Source organism: Enterobacter sp. Ap-867, from assembly GCF_011752855.1.
In the GTDB taxonomy this organism is placed as follows: domain Bacteria; phylum Pseudomonadota; class Gammaproteobacteria; order Enterobacterales; family Enterobacteriaceae; genus Cedecea.
In genome coordinates, this window is record NZ_VWWS01000007.1 from 39,403 (window position 1) to 57,935 (window position 18,533).

The window sequence follows — 18,533 nt, forward strand, 5'->3', positions numbered from 1 at the left end:
ATGTTATTGAAAGATCAATCGACTCACAATGGCGTAATAAGAAAGCACAAGATAATTAAATGATAGCTGGGTCAGGAATGGATGGGGCACCTGAACTGTGCCCCGGAAAAGCTAAAACAGGGATTAATCGCGTTTTGCACCGGCGCGAAGCAGGCCGGAAGCACCGTCTGAATAATCGCGCGGCATCTGAACTGGCGCCTGATCGTTCCCGGCTTCAGACTCGGCAAGACGGTTACGGAACGGATTGGCTTCCGCTGTCATCTCCGGCAGCAGGCTGCTGGAGCTTTTTGCCATGTGCTGATACAGCTGGCGATAATCGTGCGCCATGTTATCCAGCAGCTCGGCGCTGCGGGCAAAATGGCTGACTAACTCTTCGCGGTACTCTTCAAGCTCCGCTTTGTTTTTTTCCAGCTCATACTGCAGAGCTTGCTGTTGGCGCAGCTTACGATTGCCGAAACGCATGGCTACGGCGCCGATAATAAGGCCCACTACTAACCCAATAAGCGCATATTCCCAAGTCATGAACTTCTCCCGTTATCTTGTGATTCCGTAGGGTAATGTAGCCACTATAACCGTTAACCTAAGAGAAGTGGAATCCTGACGCTGCATCGCTTAGGGTAGAACGGCCTTTTTTTGGACAACCGGTTCGAAAAAGGCAGTTAACGGCTATCCGATTATAAAGGGAAGATAATAATACCATGCAAAATCTCTCTCCTGCATCGCGCTACCAGCAGGCCCTGGCAGAAGGCAGTTTTCAACCTGATGATGTGCAGCGCGAAGCGATTATGCGCCTGGACGCTATCTGGCAAGCATTGTCCGTTGCACCTACGCCCGCGCCTGCCGGTGGGTTGCTGACTAAGTTCGGCAAGCTGTTCGGTAAAAAAGAGGTTCAGGCCGGGCAGGAGCCCGCCCGGGGTTTGTATATGTGGGGAGGCGTGGGGCGAGGTAAAACCTGGCTGATGGATATGTTTTTTCAGAGTTTGCCGGGAGAGCGCAAACTCAGGCTGCACTTTCACCGCTTTATGCTTCGGGTTCACGAAGAGCTGGCGCAGCGGCAGGGCCACACGGATCCGCTGGAAATTATTGCTGACGGCTTTAAGGCCGAAACGGATGTGCTGTGCTTCGACGAATTTTTTGTCTCTGATATCACCGATGCCATGCTGCTGGGTACATTAATGAAAGCGCTTTTTGCGCGAGGCATCACGCTGGTGGCCACCTCGAACATCCCGCCGGATGATTTGTACCGCAATGGGCTGCAGCGCGCGCGGTTCTTACCCGCCATCGAAGCAATCAAACGCTATTGCGACGTGATGAACGTGGATGCCGGGATTGATTACCGCCTGAGAACGCTGACTCAGGCGCACCTTTGGCTGTCACCGCTGAATGCAGACTCCGCGCTGCAAATGGAAAAGCTTTATGTCGCTCTGGCCGGGGCAAAGCGCGAAGGGGCGCCGGTACTGGAAATCAACCATCGGCCAATGGTGACGATGGGGGCCGCAAACCAGACGCTGGCTATCGATTTCAACACGCTATGCGTGGACGCGCGCAGCCAACATGATTACATCGCGCTTTCGCGCCAGTTCCACACCGTCCTGCTGTTTAATGTAACGGTGATGACAACGTTGATGGAGAGTGAGGCTCGCCGTTTTATCGCTATGGTGGACGAATTCTATGAGCGCCACGTCAAGCTGGTGGTGTCTGCTGAGACCGAGCTATTCAATATTTATCAAGGGGAAAGGCTTAAGTTTGAGTTCCAGCGTTGTCTTTCCAGGCTGCAGGAAATGCAAAGTGAAGAGTATTTACGCCGGCCTCATCTGCCGTGACGATGAATATGTGATATCAACGACAAATTGTGGTCGATCTTTGAGGTCGACTTCTCTATAATCTTGCGACCCCACGTTACAACCAAAGTTTTTTTCCCAAAACTTTTGTCGTGCCGGCATAGGCTATTCGAAGGGGTAGGTTTGCTGGACAATGTCGCGTGAACCTCGACTGATTTTAAACGTTTGGGTGTTCACCAACGTGTAACTATATATTGGGTAAGCTTTTAATGAAAACTTTTACAGCTAAACCAGAAACTGTACAGCGCGACTGGTATGTCGTTGATGCTGAAGGTAAGACCTTAGGTCGTCTGGCTACTGAACTGGCTCGCCGTCTGCGCGGTAAGCACAAAGCGGAATACACTCCGCACGTTGATACTGGTGATTACATCATCGTTCTGAACGCTGACAAAGTTGCTGTAACCGGCAACAAGCGTACTGACAAAGTGTACTACCACCACACCGGCCACATCGGTGGTATCAAACAAGCGACCTTTGAAGAGATGATTGCCCGCCGTCCTGAGCGTGTGATTGAAATCGCGGTTAAAGGCATGCTGCCAAAGGGCCCGCTGGGTCGTGCAATGTTCCGTAAACTGAAAGTTTACGCGGGCACCGAGCACAACCACGCGGCACAGCAACCGCAAGTTCTGGACATTTAATCGGGATTATAGGCAATGGCTGAAAATCAATACTACGGCACTGGTCGCCGCAAAAGTTCCGCAGCTCGCGTGTTTATCAAACCGGGCAACGGCAAAATCGTTATCAACCAACGTTCTCTGGAACAGTACTTCGGTCGTGAAACTGCCCGCATGGTAGTTCGTCAGCCGCTGGAACTGGTCGACATGGTTGAGAAACTGGATCTGTACATCACCGTTAAAGGTGGTGGTATCTCTGGTCAGGCTGGTGCGATCCGTCACGGTATCACCCGCGCTCTGATGGAGTACGATGAGTCCCTGCGTTCCGAGCTGCGTAAAGCTGGCTTCGTTACCCGTGATGCTCGTCAGGTTGAACGTAAGAAAGTCGGTCTGCGTAAAGCACGTCGTCGTCCTCAGTTCTCCAAACGTTAATTGTTCTCTGCCTGTTCAGGCAGCAAGACAGTTGGCAAAAAGCCCGGTCCTGGTACCGGGTTTTTTTATGCCTGTAATTTATATTATTGCTTCTAACATTTTGAAATTATTTGCCTTTCAGGCAAATTCGATATACGACCACCACAAAACCAGTAAAATCTGGTAAACTATCATCCAATTTTCTGCCCAAATGTCGGCATCCAGTTGTTTTCGCCCTGATAAGGCGTCAGCGATGTTTCGGCGAAGCATTGGGTAATAACGGTCAGGTTAGTCGCCGCTTGCGGCTATTAGCAGTAATTTTCTGGATAAACTTGGAGGTTTTCATGGCTGTCGCTGCCAACAAACGTTCGGTGATGACGCTGTTTTCCGGTCCTACTGACATCTACAGCCACCAGGTCCGTATCGTCCTGGCTGAGAAAGGTGTTAGCGTTGAAATTGAGCATGTGGAAACGGATAACCTGCCTCAGGATCTGATTGACCTCAACCCCAATCACAGCGTACCGACCCTGGTTGACCGCGAGCTGACGCTGTGGGAATCCCGCATCATCATGGAATACCTTGATGAGCGTTTCCCGCACCCACCTTTGATGCCGGTTTATCCGGTTGCGCGTGGTGAAAGCCGTCTGTACATGCACCGCATTGAGAAAGACTGGTATTCGTTGATGAACGTGGTGATGAACGGCTCAGCGCAGGAAGCGGAAGCCGCTCGTAAGCAGCTGCGTGAAGAGCTGTTGAGTATCGCCCCGGTCTTTACCCAGAAGCCTTTCTTCCTGAGCGACGAGTTCAGCCTGGTCGACTGCTATCTGGCTCCGCTGCTGTGGCGCTTGCCGCAGATGGGCATTGAGCTGACAGGTGCGGGCTCCAAAGAGATGAAAGGGTACATGACCCGCGTCTTCGAGCGTGACTCCTTCCTGGCCTCTTTGACCGAACCTGAGCGCGAAATGCGTCTGCAGACCCGAGGCTAATTGATGGATATGTCGCAGCTGTCGCCGCGCCGTCCTTATCTGCTGCGGGCCTTTTATGAGTGGCTGCTGGATAACCAGCTCACGCCGCATCTGGTGGTAGATATCACACTACCGGGCGTACAGGTTCCGATGGAGTATGCGCGTGACGGGCAAATTGTGCTGAACATCGCCCCGCGAGCCGTAGGGAATCTGGAGCTGGCCAATGACGAAGTGCGCTTTAACGCGCGTTTCGGCGGCGTACCTCGCCAGGTTAACGTACCTATGGCTGCCGTGCTGGCTATCTATGCACGTGAAAATGGCGCGGGCACCATGTTTGAGCCGGAAGCGGGCTATGATGAAGACGCTGAAAGCCACAACGATGACCAGCCCGTTATCGGTGAGACTGAAACAGTTATGCAGGTTATTGACGGCGATCGCCCGGATCACGGCGATGATGACAATAACCCGGATGACGATCCGCCGCCGCCTCGCGGTGGTCGCCCCGCACTGCGCGTGGTGAAATAACAAAAAGCCAGTCGAAAGACTGGCTTTTTTTATGGAGGATTCGGCGCAATCTGGCAGCCTGAGCCGCCAGATTTTAACGCTTATACTTCGAGGAAGTTCAGGATCCCGTCTGCGGCTTTGCGCCCTTCAGCAATAGCGGTGACCACCAGATCGGAACCGCGAACCGCATCGCCACCGGCGAAGATTTTCGGGTTGCTGGTCTGGAAAGCGTTCTCGCTAGCTTCTGGTGCGAGAATACGCCCCTGGCTGTCCAGCTCAACGCTGTGCTGCTCCAGCCAGGTCATGCTGTGAGGGCGGAAACCGAAGGCCATTACCACCGCATCGGCAGGCAATACGTGCTCGGAGCCGGCGACGATCTCCGGGCGACGACGGCCATTCGCATCCGGCGCACCCAGCTCGGTACGGGCCACTTTCACACCGCACACCCGGCCATTTGCGTTAATTTCCACGCCCAGCGGCTGCAGATTGAACTGGAACTCCACGCCTTCTTCGCGCGCGTTTTTCACTTCGCGTTTAGAGCCCGGCATATTTTCTTCGTCACGACGGTAGGCACAGGTCACGTGGGTTGCACCCTGGCGCACTGAAGTACGCACGCAGTCCATAGCGGTGTCCCCGCCGCCCAGCACGACAACGCGTTTACCTTCCATGCTGACATACGGCTCTTCAGCTGTTTCGCCGAAGCCCATGATCTGCTTGGTATTGGCGATGAGGAACGGCAGGGCGTCATACACGCCAGGCGCGTCTTCATTTTCGAGACCACCGCGCATCGACTGATAGGTGCCGACGCCCAGGAACACGGAATCGTATTCGCTCAGCAGCTCGTCCATCTGCACATCGCGGCCCACTTCGGTATTGAGTTTGAATTCAATCCCCATCCCGCTGAAGATTTCGCGACGCTTGGTCATCACCTCTTTTTCCAGCTTAAAGGCTGGAATACCGAAGGTCAGCAGACCGCCGATTTCTGGGTGTCGGTCGTAAACCACCGCCTTCACGCCGTTACGTGCCAGAACGTCGGCACAGGCAAGCCCGGCAGGGCCTGCCCCGATGATAGCCACGCGTTTACCGGTTTGCTTCACGCCGGTCAGGTCCGGCTTCCAGCCCATCTCAATCGCTTTATCGTTGATATAGCGCTCGATGTTACCGATAGTCACCGCCCCGAACTCGTCGTTCAGCGTACAGGAGCCTTCGCAAAGGCGGTCCTGCGGGCAAACGCGGCCGCAGACTTCCGGCAGGCTGTTGGTCTGGTGAGACAGCTCGGCTGCCTCAATAATGCGCCCCTCATTGGCCAGTTTCAGCCAGTTTGGAATGTAGTTATGAACCGGGCACTTCCACTCGCAGTACGGGTTGCCGCAGGAGAGGCAGCGGTCGGCCTGAGCCTTGGCCTGCCCCTCAGAGAACGGCTCGTAGATTTCCACAAATTCAATTTTGCGGATCTTCAGCGGCTTCTTCGGCGGATCAACGCGCTGCAAGTCGATAAATTGATAAACGTTTTGACTCATCGTGACCTCTTACTGCGCCTGCACCCGCAGCTCAGCTGCGGAACGACTGCGGTGACCCAACAATGCTTTAACATCACTGGACTTCGGTTTAACCAGGGTGAATTTCGAGGCGAATGCCGGCCACTTGGCCAGGATTTCTTCGCCGCGCTGGGAGCCGGTCAGCTGAACGTGTTCGGTGATCATGCCTCGCAGGTGCTCTTCATGAATCGCCAGCTCTTCCACATTCAGTAATTCAACCAGTTCCGGGTTCACGCGTTTGCGGAATTCACCGTCTTCGTCCAGTACGTAGGCGAAGCCGCCCGTCATACCAGCCCCGAAATTAACCCCCGTTTTGCCCAGAATACAGACGATACCGCCGGTCATGTATTCACAGCCGTTATCACCGATGCCTTCAACCACGGTAATCGCCCCGGAGTTACGCACCGCGAAACGCTCGCCTGCACGGCCTGCGGCATACATCTTCCCGCCGGTGGCGCCATACAGGCAGGTGTTGCCGATAATGGTCGCTTCGTGGCTACGGAAGGCTGAGCCTACCGGTGGACGCAGAGAAATCAGCCCGCCCGCCATACCTTTACCGACATAGTCGTTGGCATCGCCGGTCAGGTGCAGCTCAACGCCGCCCGCGTTCCAGACGCCGAAGCTCTGGCCTGCGGTACCGTTAAAGTGCGCCTTGATTGGGTCAGACGCCAGGCCTTGATCGCCATGTTGCTGGGCAATGTAGCCGGAGAGAGAAGCTCCAATCGAACGGTCGGTGTTGCGAATATCAAACCAGAACGTTTTACTCTGCTTGTCGTCCACATACGCCTGTGCCTGGTTCAGCAGCTGTGCGTTAAGGTCGCCCTTATCGAACGGCGGGTTATGCTCGGTGCAGTACACCGCTTTGCCCGGCATCGGTTCAGCCGTTTTCAGCAGGGCAGAGAGATCCAGCTTCTGCTGCTTCGCCGTAAACCCGTCCAGCTCTTTCAGCAGGTCGGTACGGCCAATCAAATCAACCAGACGTTTCACGCCCAGCAGCGCCATCAGTTCTCGGGTTTCGCGGGCGATGAATTCAAAGTAGTTGGTCACTTTGAACGGCAGGCCGTGGTAATGGTTTTTACGCAGTTTGTCATCCTGAGTTGCCACGCCGGTAGCGCAGTTGTTCAGGTGACAAATTCGTAGGTATTTACAGCCCAGCGCAACCATTGGCCCGGTACCGAAACCGAAGCTTTCTGCCCCAAGAATTGCTGCCTTGATGATGTCGAGGCCGGTTTTCAGGCCACCGTCCACCTGCAGACGAATCTTATGGCGCAGGCCGTTAGCCACCAGTGCCTGCTGGGTTTCCACCAGACCAAGTTCCCACGGGCAGCCCGCGTATTTCACGGATGACAGTGGACTTGCCCCAGTGCCGCCGTCGTAGCCAGCAATAGTAATCAGGTCCGCATAGGCTTTGGCTACGCCCGTTGCGATGGTGCCGACGCCCGGTTCGGAAACCAGCTTCACGGAAATCATCGCCTTCGGGTTAACCTGCTTCAGGTCAAAAATCAGCTGCGCCAGATCCTCGATAGAGTAAATATCGTGGTGAGGCGGAGGGGAAATCAGCGTCACGCCCGGCACGGAGTAGCGCAGCTTGGCGATATAAGGCGTCACTTTATCGCCCGGTAGCTGACCGCCTTCGCCCGGCTTCGCGCCTTGCGCAACTTTAATCTGGATAACGTCGGCGTTGACCAGGTAGGCAGGCGTCACCCCGAAGCGGCCGGAAGCAACCTGCTTGATACGGGACACTTTATTGGTGCCGTAGCGCGCCGGATCTTCACCGCCTTCGCCGGAGTTAGAGTTCCCGCCGATTCTGTTCATCGCTTCAGCCAGGGATTCGTGTGCTTCCGGGCTCAGAGCGCCGATGGACATTGCCGCGGTATCGAAGCGTTTGAACAGCTCGGTCGCTGGCTCAACGTCTTCAATTTTGACGGACTCGTCCTGCGGATTCAGCGCAAGCATATCGCGCAGCGTGGCGACCGGGCGCTCGTTAACCAGTTTCGCGTATTGCTGATAGTCGCTGTACTCGCCGCTTTGCACCGCTTTTTGCAGCGTCTGCACTACGTCCGGGTTATAGGCGTGGTATTCCCCGCCGTGAACGAATTTCAGCTGGCCACCCTGATCCAACGGCTTACGTACCAGCCAGGCGCGTTTGGACAGGTTCAGCAGATCCTGCTGGAAGTCGCCGAAGCCTGCCCCGCCGATGCGGCTGACCGCGCCCTGGAAGCAAAGCTCGGACACTTCTTTATGCAGACCCACCGCTTCGAACAGCTTAGAGCAACGGTAAGAGGCGATAGTCGAGATGCCCATTTTGGACATGATCTTGTACAGCCCTTTGTTGATGCCGTTGCGGTAGTTTTGCATCACCGTGCGGTAGTTTTTATCGATGGCGCCGTTGTCGACCAGCTTCGCCAGGGTTTCATAGGCGAGATACGGGTAGATAGCGGTCGCACCGAAGCCCAGCAGCACGGCGAAGTGGTGCGGATCGCGGGCGCTGGCGGTTTCAACAATGATGTTGGCATCGCAGCGCAGGCTCTTCTCAACGAGGCGAGTCTGGATGGCGCCTACGGCCATCGGGGCCGGAACCGGCAGGCGATTTTTCGCAATATTACGGTCGGACAACACCAGCAAGACGGTGCCATTCCGAACCATGCGTTCAGCTTCGTCGCACAGCGCCATCACCGTTTCGTGCAGCGACTTCTCGGTCACGTCATAGGTGATGTCGAGCGTATCGGCGCGATAGTGTTCCTCTTCCAGCGTGGTGAGCTGCTGGAAATCAGACCACAGCAGAATCGGCGATTTAAAGCTCAGGCGGTGTGCCTGGCCTTCTGCCTCGCAGAAGACGTTCATTTCACGGCCAATGCTGGTGGCCAGGGACATAACGTGCGCTTCACGCAGCGGATCGATTGGCGGGTTGGTCACCTGCGCAAACTGCTGGCGGAAGTAATCGTAAATAATGCGTGGCTGGCTGGAAAGCACGGCAAATGGGGTGTCATCGCCCATTGAACCCACGGCTTCCTGGCCATTCTCGCCCAGCACGCGGATCACTGAATCCAGCTCTTCGCTGCTGTAGTTAAACTGTTTCTGATAGCTGGCAAGCGTATCGTCGTCCAGCTCCCGCGAACCTACTTTTTCATCCGGCAGGTCTTCAAACGGCACCAGGCGGCGAACGTTGTTCTCCATCCACTCTTTATACGGATGGCGGCTTTTCAGCTCGGCATCGGTTTCAGCGGAGTGCAGAATACGCCCGACACGGGTGTCGATAACCATCAGCTCACCCGGGCCAACGCGGCCTTTCTCTACCACTTCATCCGGCTGGTAGTCCCAGATTCCGACTTCAGAGGCGCAGGTGATGAGCTTGTCTTTGGTGATCACGTAGCGCGCCGGACGCAGGCCGTTACGGTCCAGGTTACAGGCGGCGAAACGTCCGTCAGACATCACGATCCCGGCCGGGCCATCCCACGGCTCCATGTGCATGGAGTTAAAGTCAAAGAAGGCGCGCAGCTCGGGATCCATGTTCGGGTTGTTCTGCCATGCAGGCGGAACCAGCAGACGCATGGCGCGTACGATATCCATCCCGCCGGCCAGCAGCAGCTCAAGCATGTTATCCATGGAGCTGGAGTCGGAGCCGGTTTCGTTCACGAACGGCGCAGCGTCGTGCAGATCGGGGATCAGCGGCGTCTGGAATTTATAGGTACGGGCGCGCGCCCACTGGCGGTTACCGGTGATGGTGTTGATTTCGCCGTTGTGCGCCAGATAGCGGAACGGCTGAGCCAGCGGCCAGCGTGGCACTGTGTTGGTGGAGAAGCGCTGGTGGAACAGGCAAATGGCCGATTCCAGGCGCAGGTCCGCCAGGTCCAGGTAGAAGCGCGGCAGGTCAGCCGGCATACACAGACCTTTATAAATGTTCACCAGGTTAGACAGGCTGCAGATATAGAAGTCTTTATCTTCCTGGATACGTTTTTCGATACGGCGACGGGCGATAAACAGGCGGCGTTCCATATCACGAGGGCGCCAGCCCGCCGGGGCGTTAACGAATATTTGTTCAATACGTGGCAGAGAGGAGAGGGCGATTTCACCGAGCACGTCCTTGTTCACCGGCACTTCACGCCAGCCAACAATAGACAGGGTTTCGTTTTGCAGCTCTTCTTCAACAATGCGGCGGCTGGCGCGGGCAAGCGCGTCATCCTGGTTCAGGAAAATCATGCCAACGGCATAGTTCTTGGCCAAACGCCACTGGCGTTCTTCTGCAACAATGCGGAAGAAACGATCGGGTTTTTGCAGTAGCAGGCCACAACCGTCGCCGGTTTTACCGTCGGCAAGGATGGCACCACGGTGCTGCATGCGGGCTAGCGCGTGAATAGCGGTACGCACTACCTTGTGGCTAGGTTCGCCTTCTATGTGGGCGATCAGGCCGAAACCACAGTTATCCTTCTCAAGGGATTTATCGTACAACATATCAGTGAACCTCCCCAGGCTCTACGTTACTCCCAACCGTTTGCGCGTGGACGCAGCAAGGGCATGGCGACGGGGTTTGCGCATCATACGCTTGCCTCGCGTGTCGCCCTCTTAATGTCCAACGCATCCGGTGTCACAAGTGTTGAGGACTTGCTTTAGAGGGAATCTCAATTACTGCATAAATATGATGGGCACAGAACCCATCCAGAAAGCTTCCAGCGGATTTCCAACTTATCGGGAAAGAGCACACAGGTCAAATGGCATTCTTATTTATACGGAATCGTACTAAGAGTGGCTTAATTAAATGAATTTAATGGTTTTTTTTGCCTTTTTGGCTGTGGGGGGACGACGGTGAACGCCGAGTGTTATGTGATCGTCCTCACTATCCGAATGGCCGTGAAACTCCAGACCATGCTGGCATGAATGATATTGCCAGCATGATATGCTGCTTAACCCCCGCGGAGTGCAGCATGACACTGTTTTTCACCGTTCGTCATATTCTTTAAATAAAGGGCGGCGTCATAAGGAAAAGTAATCAAGTGCTATGTGAATAGAGTTGCACTTATTTTGAGTTTATATGCAATGGATAAGGCTGCGCCAAAGCGATTGATCCAGGTCATCGCCGGTGCGAGAAGAAAATGGCAGGCTAGGTCCCTTTTTCGGGACGGCCCCTCAGATTATGCAGTTACAGAAATTAGTCAATATGTTTGGCGGCGATCTCTCTCGTCGCTATGGGCAAAAAGTCCATAAACTCACGCTGCATGGTGGTTTCAGTTGCCCCAATCGCGATGGGACTATCGGGCGAGGCGGCTGTACTTTTTGCAACGTGGCCTCTTTCGCTGACGAAGCGCAGCAGCACAATTCCATCGCTGAGCAGCTCGCACACCAGGCCAGCCGGGTGAACCGCGCTCAGCGTTATCTGGCCTATTTCCAGGCCTATACCAGCACCTGGGCTGAAGTGCAGGTGTTGCGGTCGATGTACCAGCAGGCGGTGAGCCAGACCAGCATCGTGGGGCTGTGCGTCGGTACCCGGCCTGACTGCGTGCCCGACAGCGTGCTGGATTTGCTAAGCGATTATCATGCACAGGGCTATGAGGTATGGCTGGAGCTGGGGTTACAGACGGCGAATGACAAAACGCTGCACCGTATCAACCGGGGGCACGATTTTGCCTGTTATCAGGAAACTACCCGCCGGGCCCGAGCGAGAGGTTTAAAAGTTTGCAGCCATCTTATTGTCGGTTTACCGGGTGAAGGCCAGCAGCAATGTATGGACACGCTGGAGAAAGTGGTTGAAACCGGTGTGGACGGCCTGAAGCTGCATCCTTTGCATATTGTTGACGGCAGCGTAATGGCCAAAAGCTGGCGGGCTGGTCGCCTTGAGGGGATCGCGCTGGATGAGTATGTCGTCACCGCGGGAGAAATGATTCGCCATACACCGCTTGATGTCGTGTTCCATCGTATTTCGGCTAATGCCCGGCGCCCAACCTTGCTTGCGCCTTTATGGTGTGAGAACCGCTGGGCCGCGATGGTGGATATCGACAGGTATTTGCAAACGCACGGGGCGCAGGGGTCAGCGCTGGGTACGCCGTGGGATCTCTCAGTTCTTTCGTAAATCCTGAGCCCGGTTCCTTTTTGCGGTATATTTAGCGCATCCAAGGCGAAGGAATCGTTCCATGAAGCAAATTCGGTTATTGGCGCAGTATTACGTTGATCTTATGGTGAAGCTGGGGCTGGTGCGCTTCTCCCTGCTGCTGGCCTCGGCGCTGGTCGTGCTGGCGATGGTGGTGCAAATGGCCGTCACCATGCTGCTGAGCGGCCAGGTTGAAAGTATCGACGTTGTCCGCTCTATCTTCTTTGGTTTATTGATTACGCCCTGGGCGGTTTACTTCCTGTCGGTTGTGGTAGAACAGCTTGAGGAGTCCAGGCAGCGGCTGTCGAAGCTGGTGGAAAAGCTGGAGGAGATGCGCGAGCGAGACCTCATTCTGAACGTGCAGCTTAAGGACAATATCGCCCAGCTAAACCAGGAAATCGCCGACCGTGTCAAAGCGGAGGCCGAGCGCCAGACCATGCTGGAGCAGCTCAAAGTTGAGATGCAGGAGCGTGAAGAGACGCAAATCCGGCTTGAGCAACAATCCTCTTTCCTGCGCTCTTTCCTTGATGCTTCGCCCGATCTGGTCTTCTACCGCAACGAAGACCGGGAGTTTTCAGGCTGCAACCGGGCGATGGAGCTGCTGACCGGCAAGAGCGAGAAACAGCTTATCCATCTCAAGCCGCAGGATGTGTACTCTGCCGAAGCCGCTGAGAAAGTGCTGGAAACAGACGAAAAAGTGTTTCGTCATAATGTCTCTCTGACCTATGAGCAGTGGCTGGATTACCCGGATGGCCGCAAAGCCTGCTTTGAAATTCGTAAAGTGCCTTATTACGACCGCGTCGGTAAACGCCACGGGCTGATGGGCTTTGGCCGCGATATTACCGAGCGTAAACGCTATCAGGACGCGCTGGAGCGTGCGAGCCGGGACAAGACCACCTTTATCTCCACCATCAGCCACGAGCTGCGTACGCCGCTGAATGGCATTGTCGGCCTGAGCCGTATTCTGCTGGACACCGATCTCACCGCCGAGCAGACCCATTACCTGAAAACGATCCACGTGTCGGCCATCACGCTGGGAAATATTTTCAACGATATCATTGATATGGATAAGCTCGAGCGCCGCAAAGTGCAGCTCGATAACCAGCCGGTGGATTTCACCAGCTTCCTTGCCGATCTGGAAAACCTCTCAGGCCTGCAGGCTCAGCAGAAAGGGCTGTCATTTGTGATGGACCCAGCGCTGCCGCTGCCGCACAAGGTGGTGACGGACGGGACGCGTCTGCGCCAGATCCTCTGGAACCTGATCAGCAATGCCGTGAAGTTCACGCCGAAGGGGGGATTAGTCACGGTACGCGTTCGTTACGAAGAAGAGAGCTGCCTGCGCTTTGAGGTTCAGGACTCCGGGATTGGCATTCCGGTGGACGAGCAGGACAAAATCTTTGCTATGTACTATCAGGTTAAAGACAGTCACGGCGGCAAGCCCGCGACAGGAACGGGGATTGGGCTGGCGGTTTCTCGCCGTCTGGCAAAAAGCATGGGCGGGGATATTACCGTGACCAGCAAGCCGGGTGAAGGTTCGCTGTTCACGCTGACCGTTCAGGCGCCGAGCGTGGCTGAGGAAGTGGAAGACACGCTGGAAGATGACGATATGCCGCTGCCAGCCCTGCATGTGCTGCTGGTGGAGGATATTGAGCTTAACGTCATCGTGGCGCGTTCTGTACTCGAGAAGCTTGGCAATAGCGTTGACGTAGCAATGACTGGGAAAGATGCGCTGGAGATGTTTATACCGGGCGAATATGACCTTGTGCTGCTGGATATCCAGTTGCCGGATATGACCGGGCTTGATATTTCTCGCGAGCTGAATAAACGCTTTAGCAAAGAGGAACTGCCGCCGCTGGTGGCGCTCACGGCCAACGTGCTGAAAAACAAGACTGAGTATCTTGAGGCCGGGATGGATGACGTGCTGAGTAAGCCGCTCGCCGTGCCGGCCTTGATGTCGATGATCCAAAAATTCTGGGATAAGCAGATAACGGATAAGGAGCCTGTGGTGACAAAAGTCGATAGTGAAAAACAGCAAGCATTACTCGATATTCCGATGCTCGAACAATATATCGAGCTGGTGGGCCCAAAACTCATTACCGATGGCCTGGCGATGTTTGAAAAAATGATGCCGGGTTATTTAGAGGTGCTCGATTCCAATATGACCGCGCGGGATAACAAAGGCGTGGTGGAAGAGGGGCATAAAATTAAAGGTGCGGCAGGCTCCGTTGGTTTGCGGCATTTACAGCAGGTTGCCCAGCAAATTCAGTCCCCGGACTTGCCTGCGTGGTCTGATAATGTCGGTGAATGGATCGAAGAGCTGAAACAAGAGTGGCAACATGACGTTAGCGTATTAAAAGCGTGGGTTGCGGAAGCTGGAAAAAAATGACCCCGGCCAGGCCGGGGTGCGCGAATACTGCGCCAACACCAGGGAAAACAGGGTTGCGCCTTTTTTAGCGTTGAATTATTGAACGGCACAACCAGCAATTCGCGGGCTGTCAGCCATATAAGATAGCAAACCTTAAAATATTTGTTACGTGAATCAGTAAAATATGTGAAGCATAGCGATCAAATTAACGTGGCTGATACTGATTCACCCGGAACGAAAAGGAACTGACGGATGAAAAAAATAGGCGTAGTGCTGAGCGGCTGTGGGGTTTATGACGGCAGTGAGATTCATGAGGCCGTATTAACGCTGTTGGCCATTTCTCGCGCTGGTGCGGAAGCCGTTTGCTTCGCGCCGGATAAACCTCAGTCTGACGTGATCGATCATTTAACCGGCGAAGCTGCAGCAGAAACTCGCGACGTGCTGGTGGAGGCTGCGCGTATTACTCGTGGCAATATTCAGCCGTTGCATGAAGCTTTGTCTGAAAACCTTGACGCATTGATTGTGCCCGGCGGTTTTGGCGCGGCGAAAAATCTAAGCACTTTTGCTTCAAAGGGGGCAGATTGTGAGGTTGATGCCGATCTCCGTCGCGTTGCACGGGAATGCCACGAACAGGGCAAGCCGCTCGGTTTTATGTGTATTGCCCCGGCGATGCTGCCAAAGATTCTGGATATGCCTGTGCGTCTGACCATCGGCACCGACATCGATACCGCAGAGTTACTGGAAGCCATGGGGGCAGAACACATCCCTTGCCCGGTGGATGATATCGTGGTGGACGAAGAACAGAAGGTTGTCACCACTCCTGCTTACATGCTCGCGCAAAATATCGCTGAGGCCGCTGCCGGGATCGACAAGTTGGTTGCCCGCGTGCTGGAACTTAGCGCATGAGTAAAGGGCGTTTCGCGCCGTGGCAGTGGGTTAAACGCTGGCTGTTAAAAGCGGTTCTGGCGGTTTTGGCGATTTGGTTCATGGGCATCATGACCTTCCGCTTCCTCCCGGTGCCGTTTTCCGCAGTGATGGTGGAGCGGCAGTTCAGCGCGTGGTTCAGCGGTAACTTCGGTTACGTTGCCCATTCTGACTGGGTTTCCATGGATGATATTTCGCCGTGGATGGGGCTGGCAGTGATCGCCTCTGAAGATCAAAAATTTCCCGAGCACTGGGGCTTTGATACTGATGCCATCGAAAAGGCGCTGGCCCATAATGAACGCAACGAAAATAGGGTACGAGGCGCGTCGACGCTTTCCCAGCAAACCGCAAAAAATTTGTTCCTGTGGGATGGACGGAGCTGGCTACGTAAAGGGCTGGAAGCCGGCCTCACGGTGGGGCTCGAAACCGCGTGGAGCAAGCGACGTATTCTGACGGTGTATCTCAATATCGCCGAATTTGGTGAAGGTGTTTTCGGCGTGGAAGAAGCCTCCCGTCGTTACTTCAACAAGCCAGCTAGCCGCCTGACACCTGCCGAAGCAGCGCTGCTCGCCGCCGTCCTGCCTAACCCAATTCGTTTTAAGGCTAATGCGCCTTCAGGCTATATTCGCCAGCGCCAGCAGTGGATTTTGCGACAGATGCGCCAGCTGGGCGGAGAGTCATTCCTTGAGCAGCACAATTTAAAATAAGCCGCATCCAACGCACTCGCGCGCTCTCCACGACAAGGTAAACGCTATGATGACCTCTTGCCTGAAAGAAGATACCGCCCGGCAAATTGTCCAGCGCACCATGAACATCATCGATCACTCGGTGAATGTGATGAGCGAGCAGGGGGTGATTATTGCCTCTGGCGATCCACGCCGTCTGTATCAGCGCCATGAAGGTGCTGTCCTGGCGCTGACGGAAAACCGGACCGTGATTATTGATGAGGCTTCTGCCCGGCGGCTGAAAGGGGTTAAACCCGGTATTAATTTGCCCATCGTCTTTCGCCAGAAAATCGTTGGCGTGGTGGGGATTTCTGGTGAGCCAGAGAAAGTGCAGGCTTATGCCGAACTGGTCAAAATGGCGGCCGAGCTGATCCTTGAGCAGGCGGAAATGCTTGAGCAAAATCAGTGGGAAAAGCGCTACCGGGAGCAGCTCGCCGCGCAGATTATTTCAGGCCAGCAAAGTCTGGCGGAACTGCGCCCTATGGCCAGCGGCCTTGGCGTAGACCTTGAATTGCCACGGTTTGCGCTGATGATTCATTTTCCCTCTCGAGATGTTTTGCGTCAGCGGGAGCTGCTCGAGCGGCTTGGCGGCTACGACAACCAGGCATTAGTCACGCCATTCGGTTTTGAACAAATCGCAATGCTACTACCCCTTGGCGGTGGCCGGCCTGAGGAGTGGCAGGCATTGCTGAAAAAAACGCTGCGCAAACTTCATTCTCAGCTGCTGGCGCATTTTGAAGTCACCCTGTCAGTTGGGGGATGCTTCGACGGCGACGACGCGTTACGACGATCCTGGCTTAGCGCCGTGGCGCTGCATGAGATGGCTTCACGGCAAAAAATTGGCCGGTCGATTTTGTACTATCAGGATTTTTTATTGCCTGTGTTGCTCAACGGACTTTCCGGCAGCTGGCAGGCCGAGGAAATGGGGCGAGCATGGAAAACGCTTTGTGAAGCCGATCCGAAAGGCGTGCTTCGCCGCACGCTGCGCTGCTATTTTGAACAGAATTGTGATCTGTCTCAAACGACAAAATTGCTGCATATTCACGTCAATACATTGCGCTATCGGCTAAGTAAAATAGAGTCGATAACGGCTTTAGATATTAATAAGTTAGATTCGACTCTTCAGCTGTTTATTGGTATGCAGCTCAGCGACTGATTTGTAGTAATCTACAAGAAAACGTTTCTTTCACCGCCCATTTTCTGGTGTTTTCTCTCAAGCTATTTGCAGCCCGCTCAGGGTAATGTCCCGCCGTACCTTTCGATCTCCCTAAAAAAATCAAAACAGGAGTGATTCATGACCACGGTTTCGGCTCTGGGCGCCCTGGTGGCGCTGGTTGTTTCTATTGTCCTAATTTTACGCAAGGTTCCTCCGGCCTACGGCATGATTGCTGGCGCTCTGGCTGGCGGGTTAGTTGGCGGCGCTGATTTAGTGCAGACGCTTTCGCTTATGATTACCGGGGCGCAGGGGATTACCAATGCGGTACTGCGCATTCTCGGGGCAGGCATACTGGCGGGCGTGCTGATTGAGTCCGGGGCAGCCAACACAATTGCCGAAACCATTGTCCGTAAGGTGGGTGAGAAAAGGGCGCTGTTCGCTTTGGCAGTGGCGACCATGTTGCTGACCGCCGTCGGCGTATTTATTGATGTTGCCGTTATCACGGTCTCTCCTATTGCCCTGGCGATTGCCCACCGGGCCGATATTTCGAAAATGGCTATACTGCTGGCGATGATTGGCGGCGGGAAGGCCGGCAATGTAATGTCGCCCAATCCTAATACGATTGCGGCGGCTGACGCTTTCCACGTTCCACTCACCGACTTAATGATGGCGGGCGTTGTACCGGGTCTGTTTGGGCTGGCGCTCGCCTATTTTCTGGCGAAGCGGTTGCAGCATCGGGGCTCTAAAGTTGCCAGCAGTGAGTTGATTGCCGGGGAAAAAGAAAAGGCCTTGCCTGCGTTTGGCGCGGCAATAGCGGCGCCGCTGGTGGCTATTTGCCTGCTTGCACTTCGCCCGATTGCCGGCATTGCGATTGATCCGCTGGTTGCGTTGCCGATAGGCGGCCTGATTGGGGCTATAGTGATGGGGCAGTGGCGGCAGACAAATCATTTTATGGTGTCGGGGCTGGCGCGTATGTCTCCGGTGGCGATTATGCTGCTGGGGACCGGAACGCTGGCCGGGATCATCGCCAACTCCGGCTTGAAGGATGTGCTGATTAACGGTTTAACGGCCTCCGGTATGCCGTCCTACCTTCTGGCACCTTTTTCCGGGGCGCTGATGTCCATGGCTACCGCATCAACAACGGCAGGAACGGCGGTGGCTTCTGCGGTGTTTAGCTCAACGCTTGTCGATATGGGAATTTCTGCACTCGCCGGGGCGGCAATGATCCATGCCGGGGCGACGGTGCTTGACCATATGCCGCACGGCAGCTTTTTCCATGCCACCGGGGGCAGCGTGAATATGCAGGTTCATGAACGCTTAAAACTGCTTCCCTACGAAACAGCCGTTGGTTTGGCCATCGCTTTTGTTTCAACCCTGATGTTTGGTGTGTTTAATTTAGCGGGTTAAT

Annotated in this window: 14 protein-coding genes; 11 read left to right on the top strand and 3 right to left on the bottom strand. The window is 54.9% G+C overall.

The features are described from left to right. Positions 1 to 123: 123 nt before the first annotated feature. A complete protein-coding gene (gene zapG, locus F3J26_RS16925; RefSeq protein ID WP_008454880.1) occupies positions 124 to 522 on the bottom strand; it encodes a Z-ring associated protein ZapG in 399 nt (132 codons plus the stop codon). Between the two features lie 176 nt (positions 523 to 698). Between zapG and zapE the strand changes: the two genes are divergently transcribed. From zapE to sspB, 5 genes are all read left to right on the top strand, one after another. Beyond that, entirely contained in the window at positions 699 to 1,823 is a 1,125-nt protein-coding gene (gene zapE, locus F3J26_RS16930; protein WP_166994998.1) for a cell division protein ZapE, read from the top strand. Between the two features lie 227 nt (positions 1,824 to 2,050). Continuing rightward, on the top strand, positions 2,051 to 2,479 hold the full coding sequence (rplM, locus tag F3J26_RS16935; RefSeq protein WP_008454874.1) for a 50S ribosomal protein L13: 429 nt from the start codon (positions 2,051 to 2,053) through the stop codon (positions 2,477 to 2,479). A 15-nt stretch (positions 2,480 to 2,494) separates the two neighbouring features. Continuing rightward, positions 2,495 to 2,887 carry a 30S ribosomal protein S9 gene (rpsI, locus tag F3J26_RS16940; RefSeq protein WP_000829818.1) on the top strand — a complete coding sequence of 131 codons (393 nt, stop codon included), beginning with the start codon at positions 2,495 to 2,497 and terminating at the stop codon, positions 2,885 to 2,887. A 323-nt stretch (positions 2,888 to 3,210) separates the two neighbouring features. Further along, complete coding sequence (gene sspA / locus F3J26_RS16945; protein WP_008454872.1) at positions 3,211 to 3,852, top strand: stringent starvation protein SspA; 642 nt, start codon at positions 3,211 to 3,213, stop codon at positions 3,850 to 3,852. Positions 3,853 to 3,855: 3 nt separating this feature from the next. Further along, positions 3,856 to 4,356: a ClpXP protease specificity-enhancing factor gene (gene sspB / locus F3J26_RS16950; protein ID WP_166877734.1), complete on the top strand. Its 501-nt coding sequence runs from the start codon at positions 3,856 to 3,858 to the stop codon at positions 4,354 to 4,356. Positions 4,357 to 4,436: 80 nt separating this feature from the next. Here the strand turns inward: sspB and F3J26_RS16955 are convergent, their stop codons facing one another. Continuing rightward, positions 4,437 to 5,855 (bottom strand): glutamate synthase small subunit, encoded by a 1,419-nt coding sequence (locus tag F3J26_RS16955; RefSeq protein ID WP_008454857.1) that lies wholly within the window; start codon positions 5,853 to 5,855, stop codon positions 4,437 to 4,439. A 9-nt stretch (positions 5,856 to 5,864) separates the two neighbouring features. Beyond that, positions 5,865 to 10,325 (bottom strand): glutamate synthase large subunit, encoded by a 4,461-nt coding sequence (gene gltB, locus F3J26_RS16960; protein WP_166995000.1) that lies wholly within the window; start codon positions 10,323 to 10,325, stop codon positions 5,865 to 5,867. 679 nt (positions 10,326 to 11,004) lie between these two features. On the opposite strand from gltB, the gene mnmL reads away from it, so the two are divergent. The 6 genes from mnmL (at position 11,005) to F3J26_RS16990 (ending at position 18,532) form a co-directional block, all read left to right on the top strand. Beyond that, positions 11,005 to 11,937, top strand: coding sequence for a tRNA modification radical SAM protein MnmL/YtqA (gene mnmL / locus F3J26_RS16965; protein WP_166995002.1), 933 nt, complete (start codon positions 11,005 to 11,007; stop codon positions 11,935 to 11,937). 61 nt (positions 11,938 to 11,998) lie between these two features. Next, on the top strand, positions 11,999 to 14,341 hold the full coding sequence (gene arcB, locus F3J26_RS16970) for an aerobic respiration two-component sensor histidine kinase ArcB (protein WP_008454851.1): 2,343 nt from the start codon (positions 11,999 to 12,001) through the stop codon (positions 14,339 to 14,341). A gap of 231 nt (positions 14,342 to 14,572) precedes the next feature. After that, a complete protein-coding gene (elbB, locus tag F3J26_RS16975; RefSeq protein WP_166995004.1) occupies positions 14,573 to 15,226 on the top strand; it encodes an isoprenoid biosynthesis glyoxalase ElbB in 654 nt (217 codons plus the stop codon). Further along, a complete protein-coding gene (gene mtgA / locus F3J26_RS16980) occupies positions 15,223 to 15,951 on the top strand; it encodes a monofunctional biosynthetic peptidoglycan transglycosylase (protein WP_166995006.1) in 729 nt (242 codons plus the stop codon). Before elbB ends, mtgA begins: the two co-directional genes overlap by 4 nt. A gap of 46 nt (positions 15,952 to 15,997) precedes the next feature. Beyond that, positions 15,998 to 17,125 carry a sugar diacid recognition domain-containing protein gene (locus tag F3J26_RS16985; RefSeq protein ID WP_166995008.1) on the top strand — a complete coding sequence of 376 codons (1,128 nt, stop codon included), beginning with the start codon at positions 15,998 to 16,000 and terminating at the stop codon, positions 17,123 to 17,125. A gap of 138 nt (positions 17,126 to 17,263) precedes the next feature. Continuing rightward, positions 17,264 to 18,532: a GntT/GntP/DsdX family permease gene (locus tag F3J26_RS16990; RefSeq protein WP_166995010.1), complete on the top strand. Its 1,269-nt coding sequence runs from the start codon at positions 17,264 to 17,266 to the stop codon at positions 18,530 to 18,532. The last annotated feature ends 1 nt before the right edge of the window (position 18,533 follow it).

Coding starts and splice junctions, on each gene's coding strand:
- elbB (WP_166995004.1), top strand. CDS start 14,573: ATGAAAAAAATAGGCGTAGTGCTGAGCGGCTGTGGGGTTTATGACGGC.
- zapG (WP_008454880.1), bottom strand. CDS start 522: ATGACTTGGGAATATGCGCTTATTGGGTTAGTAGTGGGCCTTATTATC.
- F3J26_RS16990 (WP_166995010.1), top strand. CDS start 17,264: ATGACCACGGTTTCGGCTCTGGGCGCCCTGGTGGCGCTGGTTGTTTCT.
- F3J26_RS16985 (WP_166995008.1), top strand. CDS start 15,998: ATGATGACCTCTTGCCTGAAAGAAGATACCGCCCGGCAAATTGTCCAG.
- arcB (WP_008454851.1), top strand. CDS start 11,999: ATGAAGCAAATTCGGTTATTGGCGCAGTATTACGTTGATCTTATGGTG.
- sspA (WP_008454872.1), top strand. CDS start 3,211: ATGGCTGTCGCTGCCAACAAACGTTCGGTGATGACGCTGTTTTCCGGT.
- mnmL (WP_166995002.1), top strand. CDS start 11,005: ATGCAGTTACAGAAATTAGTCAATATGTTTGGCGGCGATCTCTCTCGT.
- rpsI (WP_000829818.1), top strand. CDS start 2,495: ATGGCTGAAAATCAATACTACGGCACTGGTCGCCGCAAAAGTTCCGCA.
- sspB (WP_166877734.1), top strand. CDS start 3,856: ATGGATATGTCGCAGCTGTCGCCGCGCCGTCCTTATCTGCTGCGGGCC.
- mtgA (WP_166995006.1), top strand. CDS start 15,223: ATGAGTAAAGGGCGTTTCGCGCCGTGGCAGTGGGTTAAACGCTGGCTG.
- zapE (WP_166994998.1), top strand. CDS start 699: ATGCAAAATCTCTCTCCTGCATCGCGCTACCAGCAGGCCCTGGCAGAA.
- F3J26_RS16955 (WP_008454857.1), bottom strand. CDS start 5,855: ATGAGTCAAAACGTTTATCAATTTATCGACTTGCAGCGCGTTGATCCG.
- rplM (WP_008454874.1), top strand. CDS start 2,051: ATGAAAACTTTTACAGCTAAACCAGAAACTGTACAGCGCGACTGGTAT.
- gltB (WP_166995000.1), bottom strand. CDS start 10,325: ATGTTGTACGATAAATCCCTTGAGAAGGATAACTGTGGTTTCGGCCTG.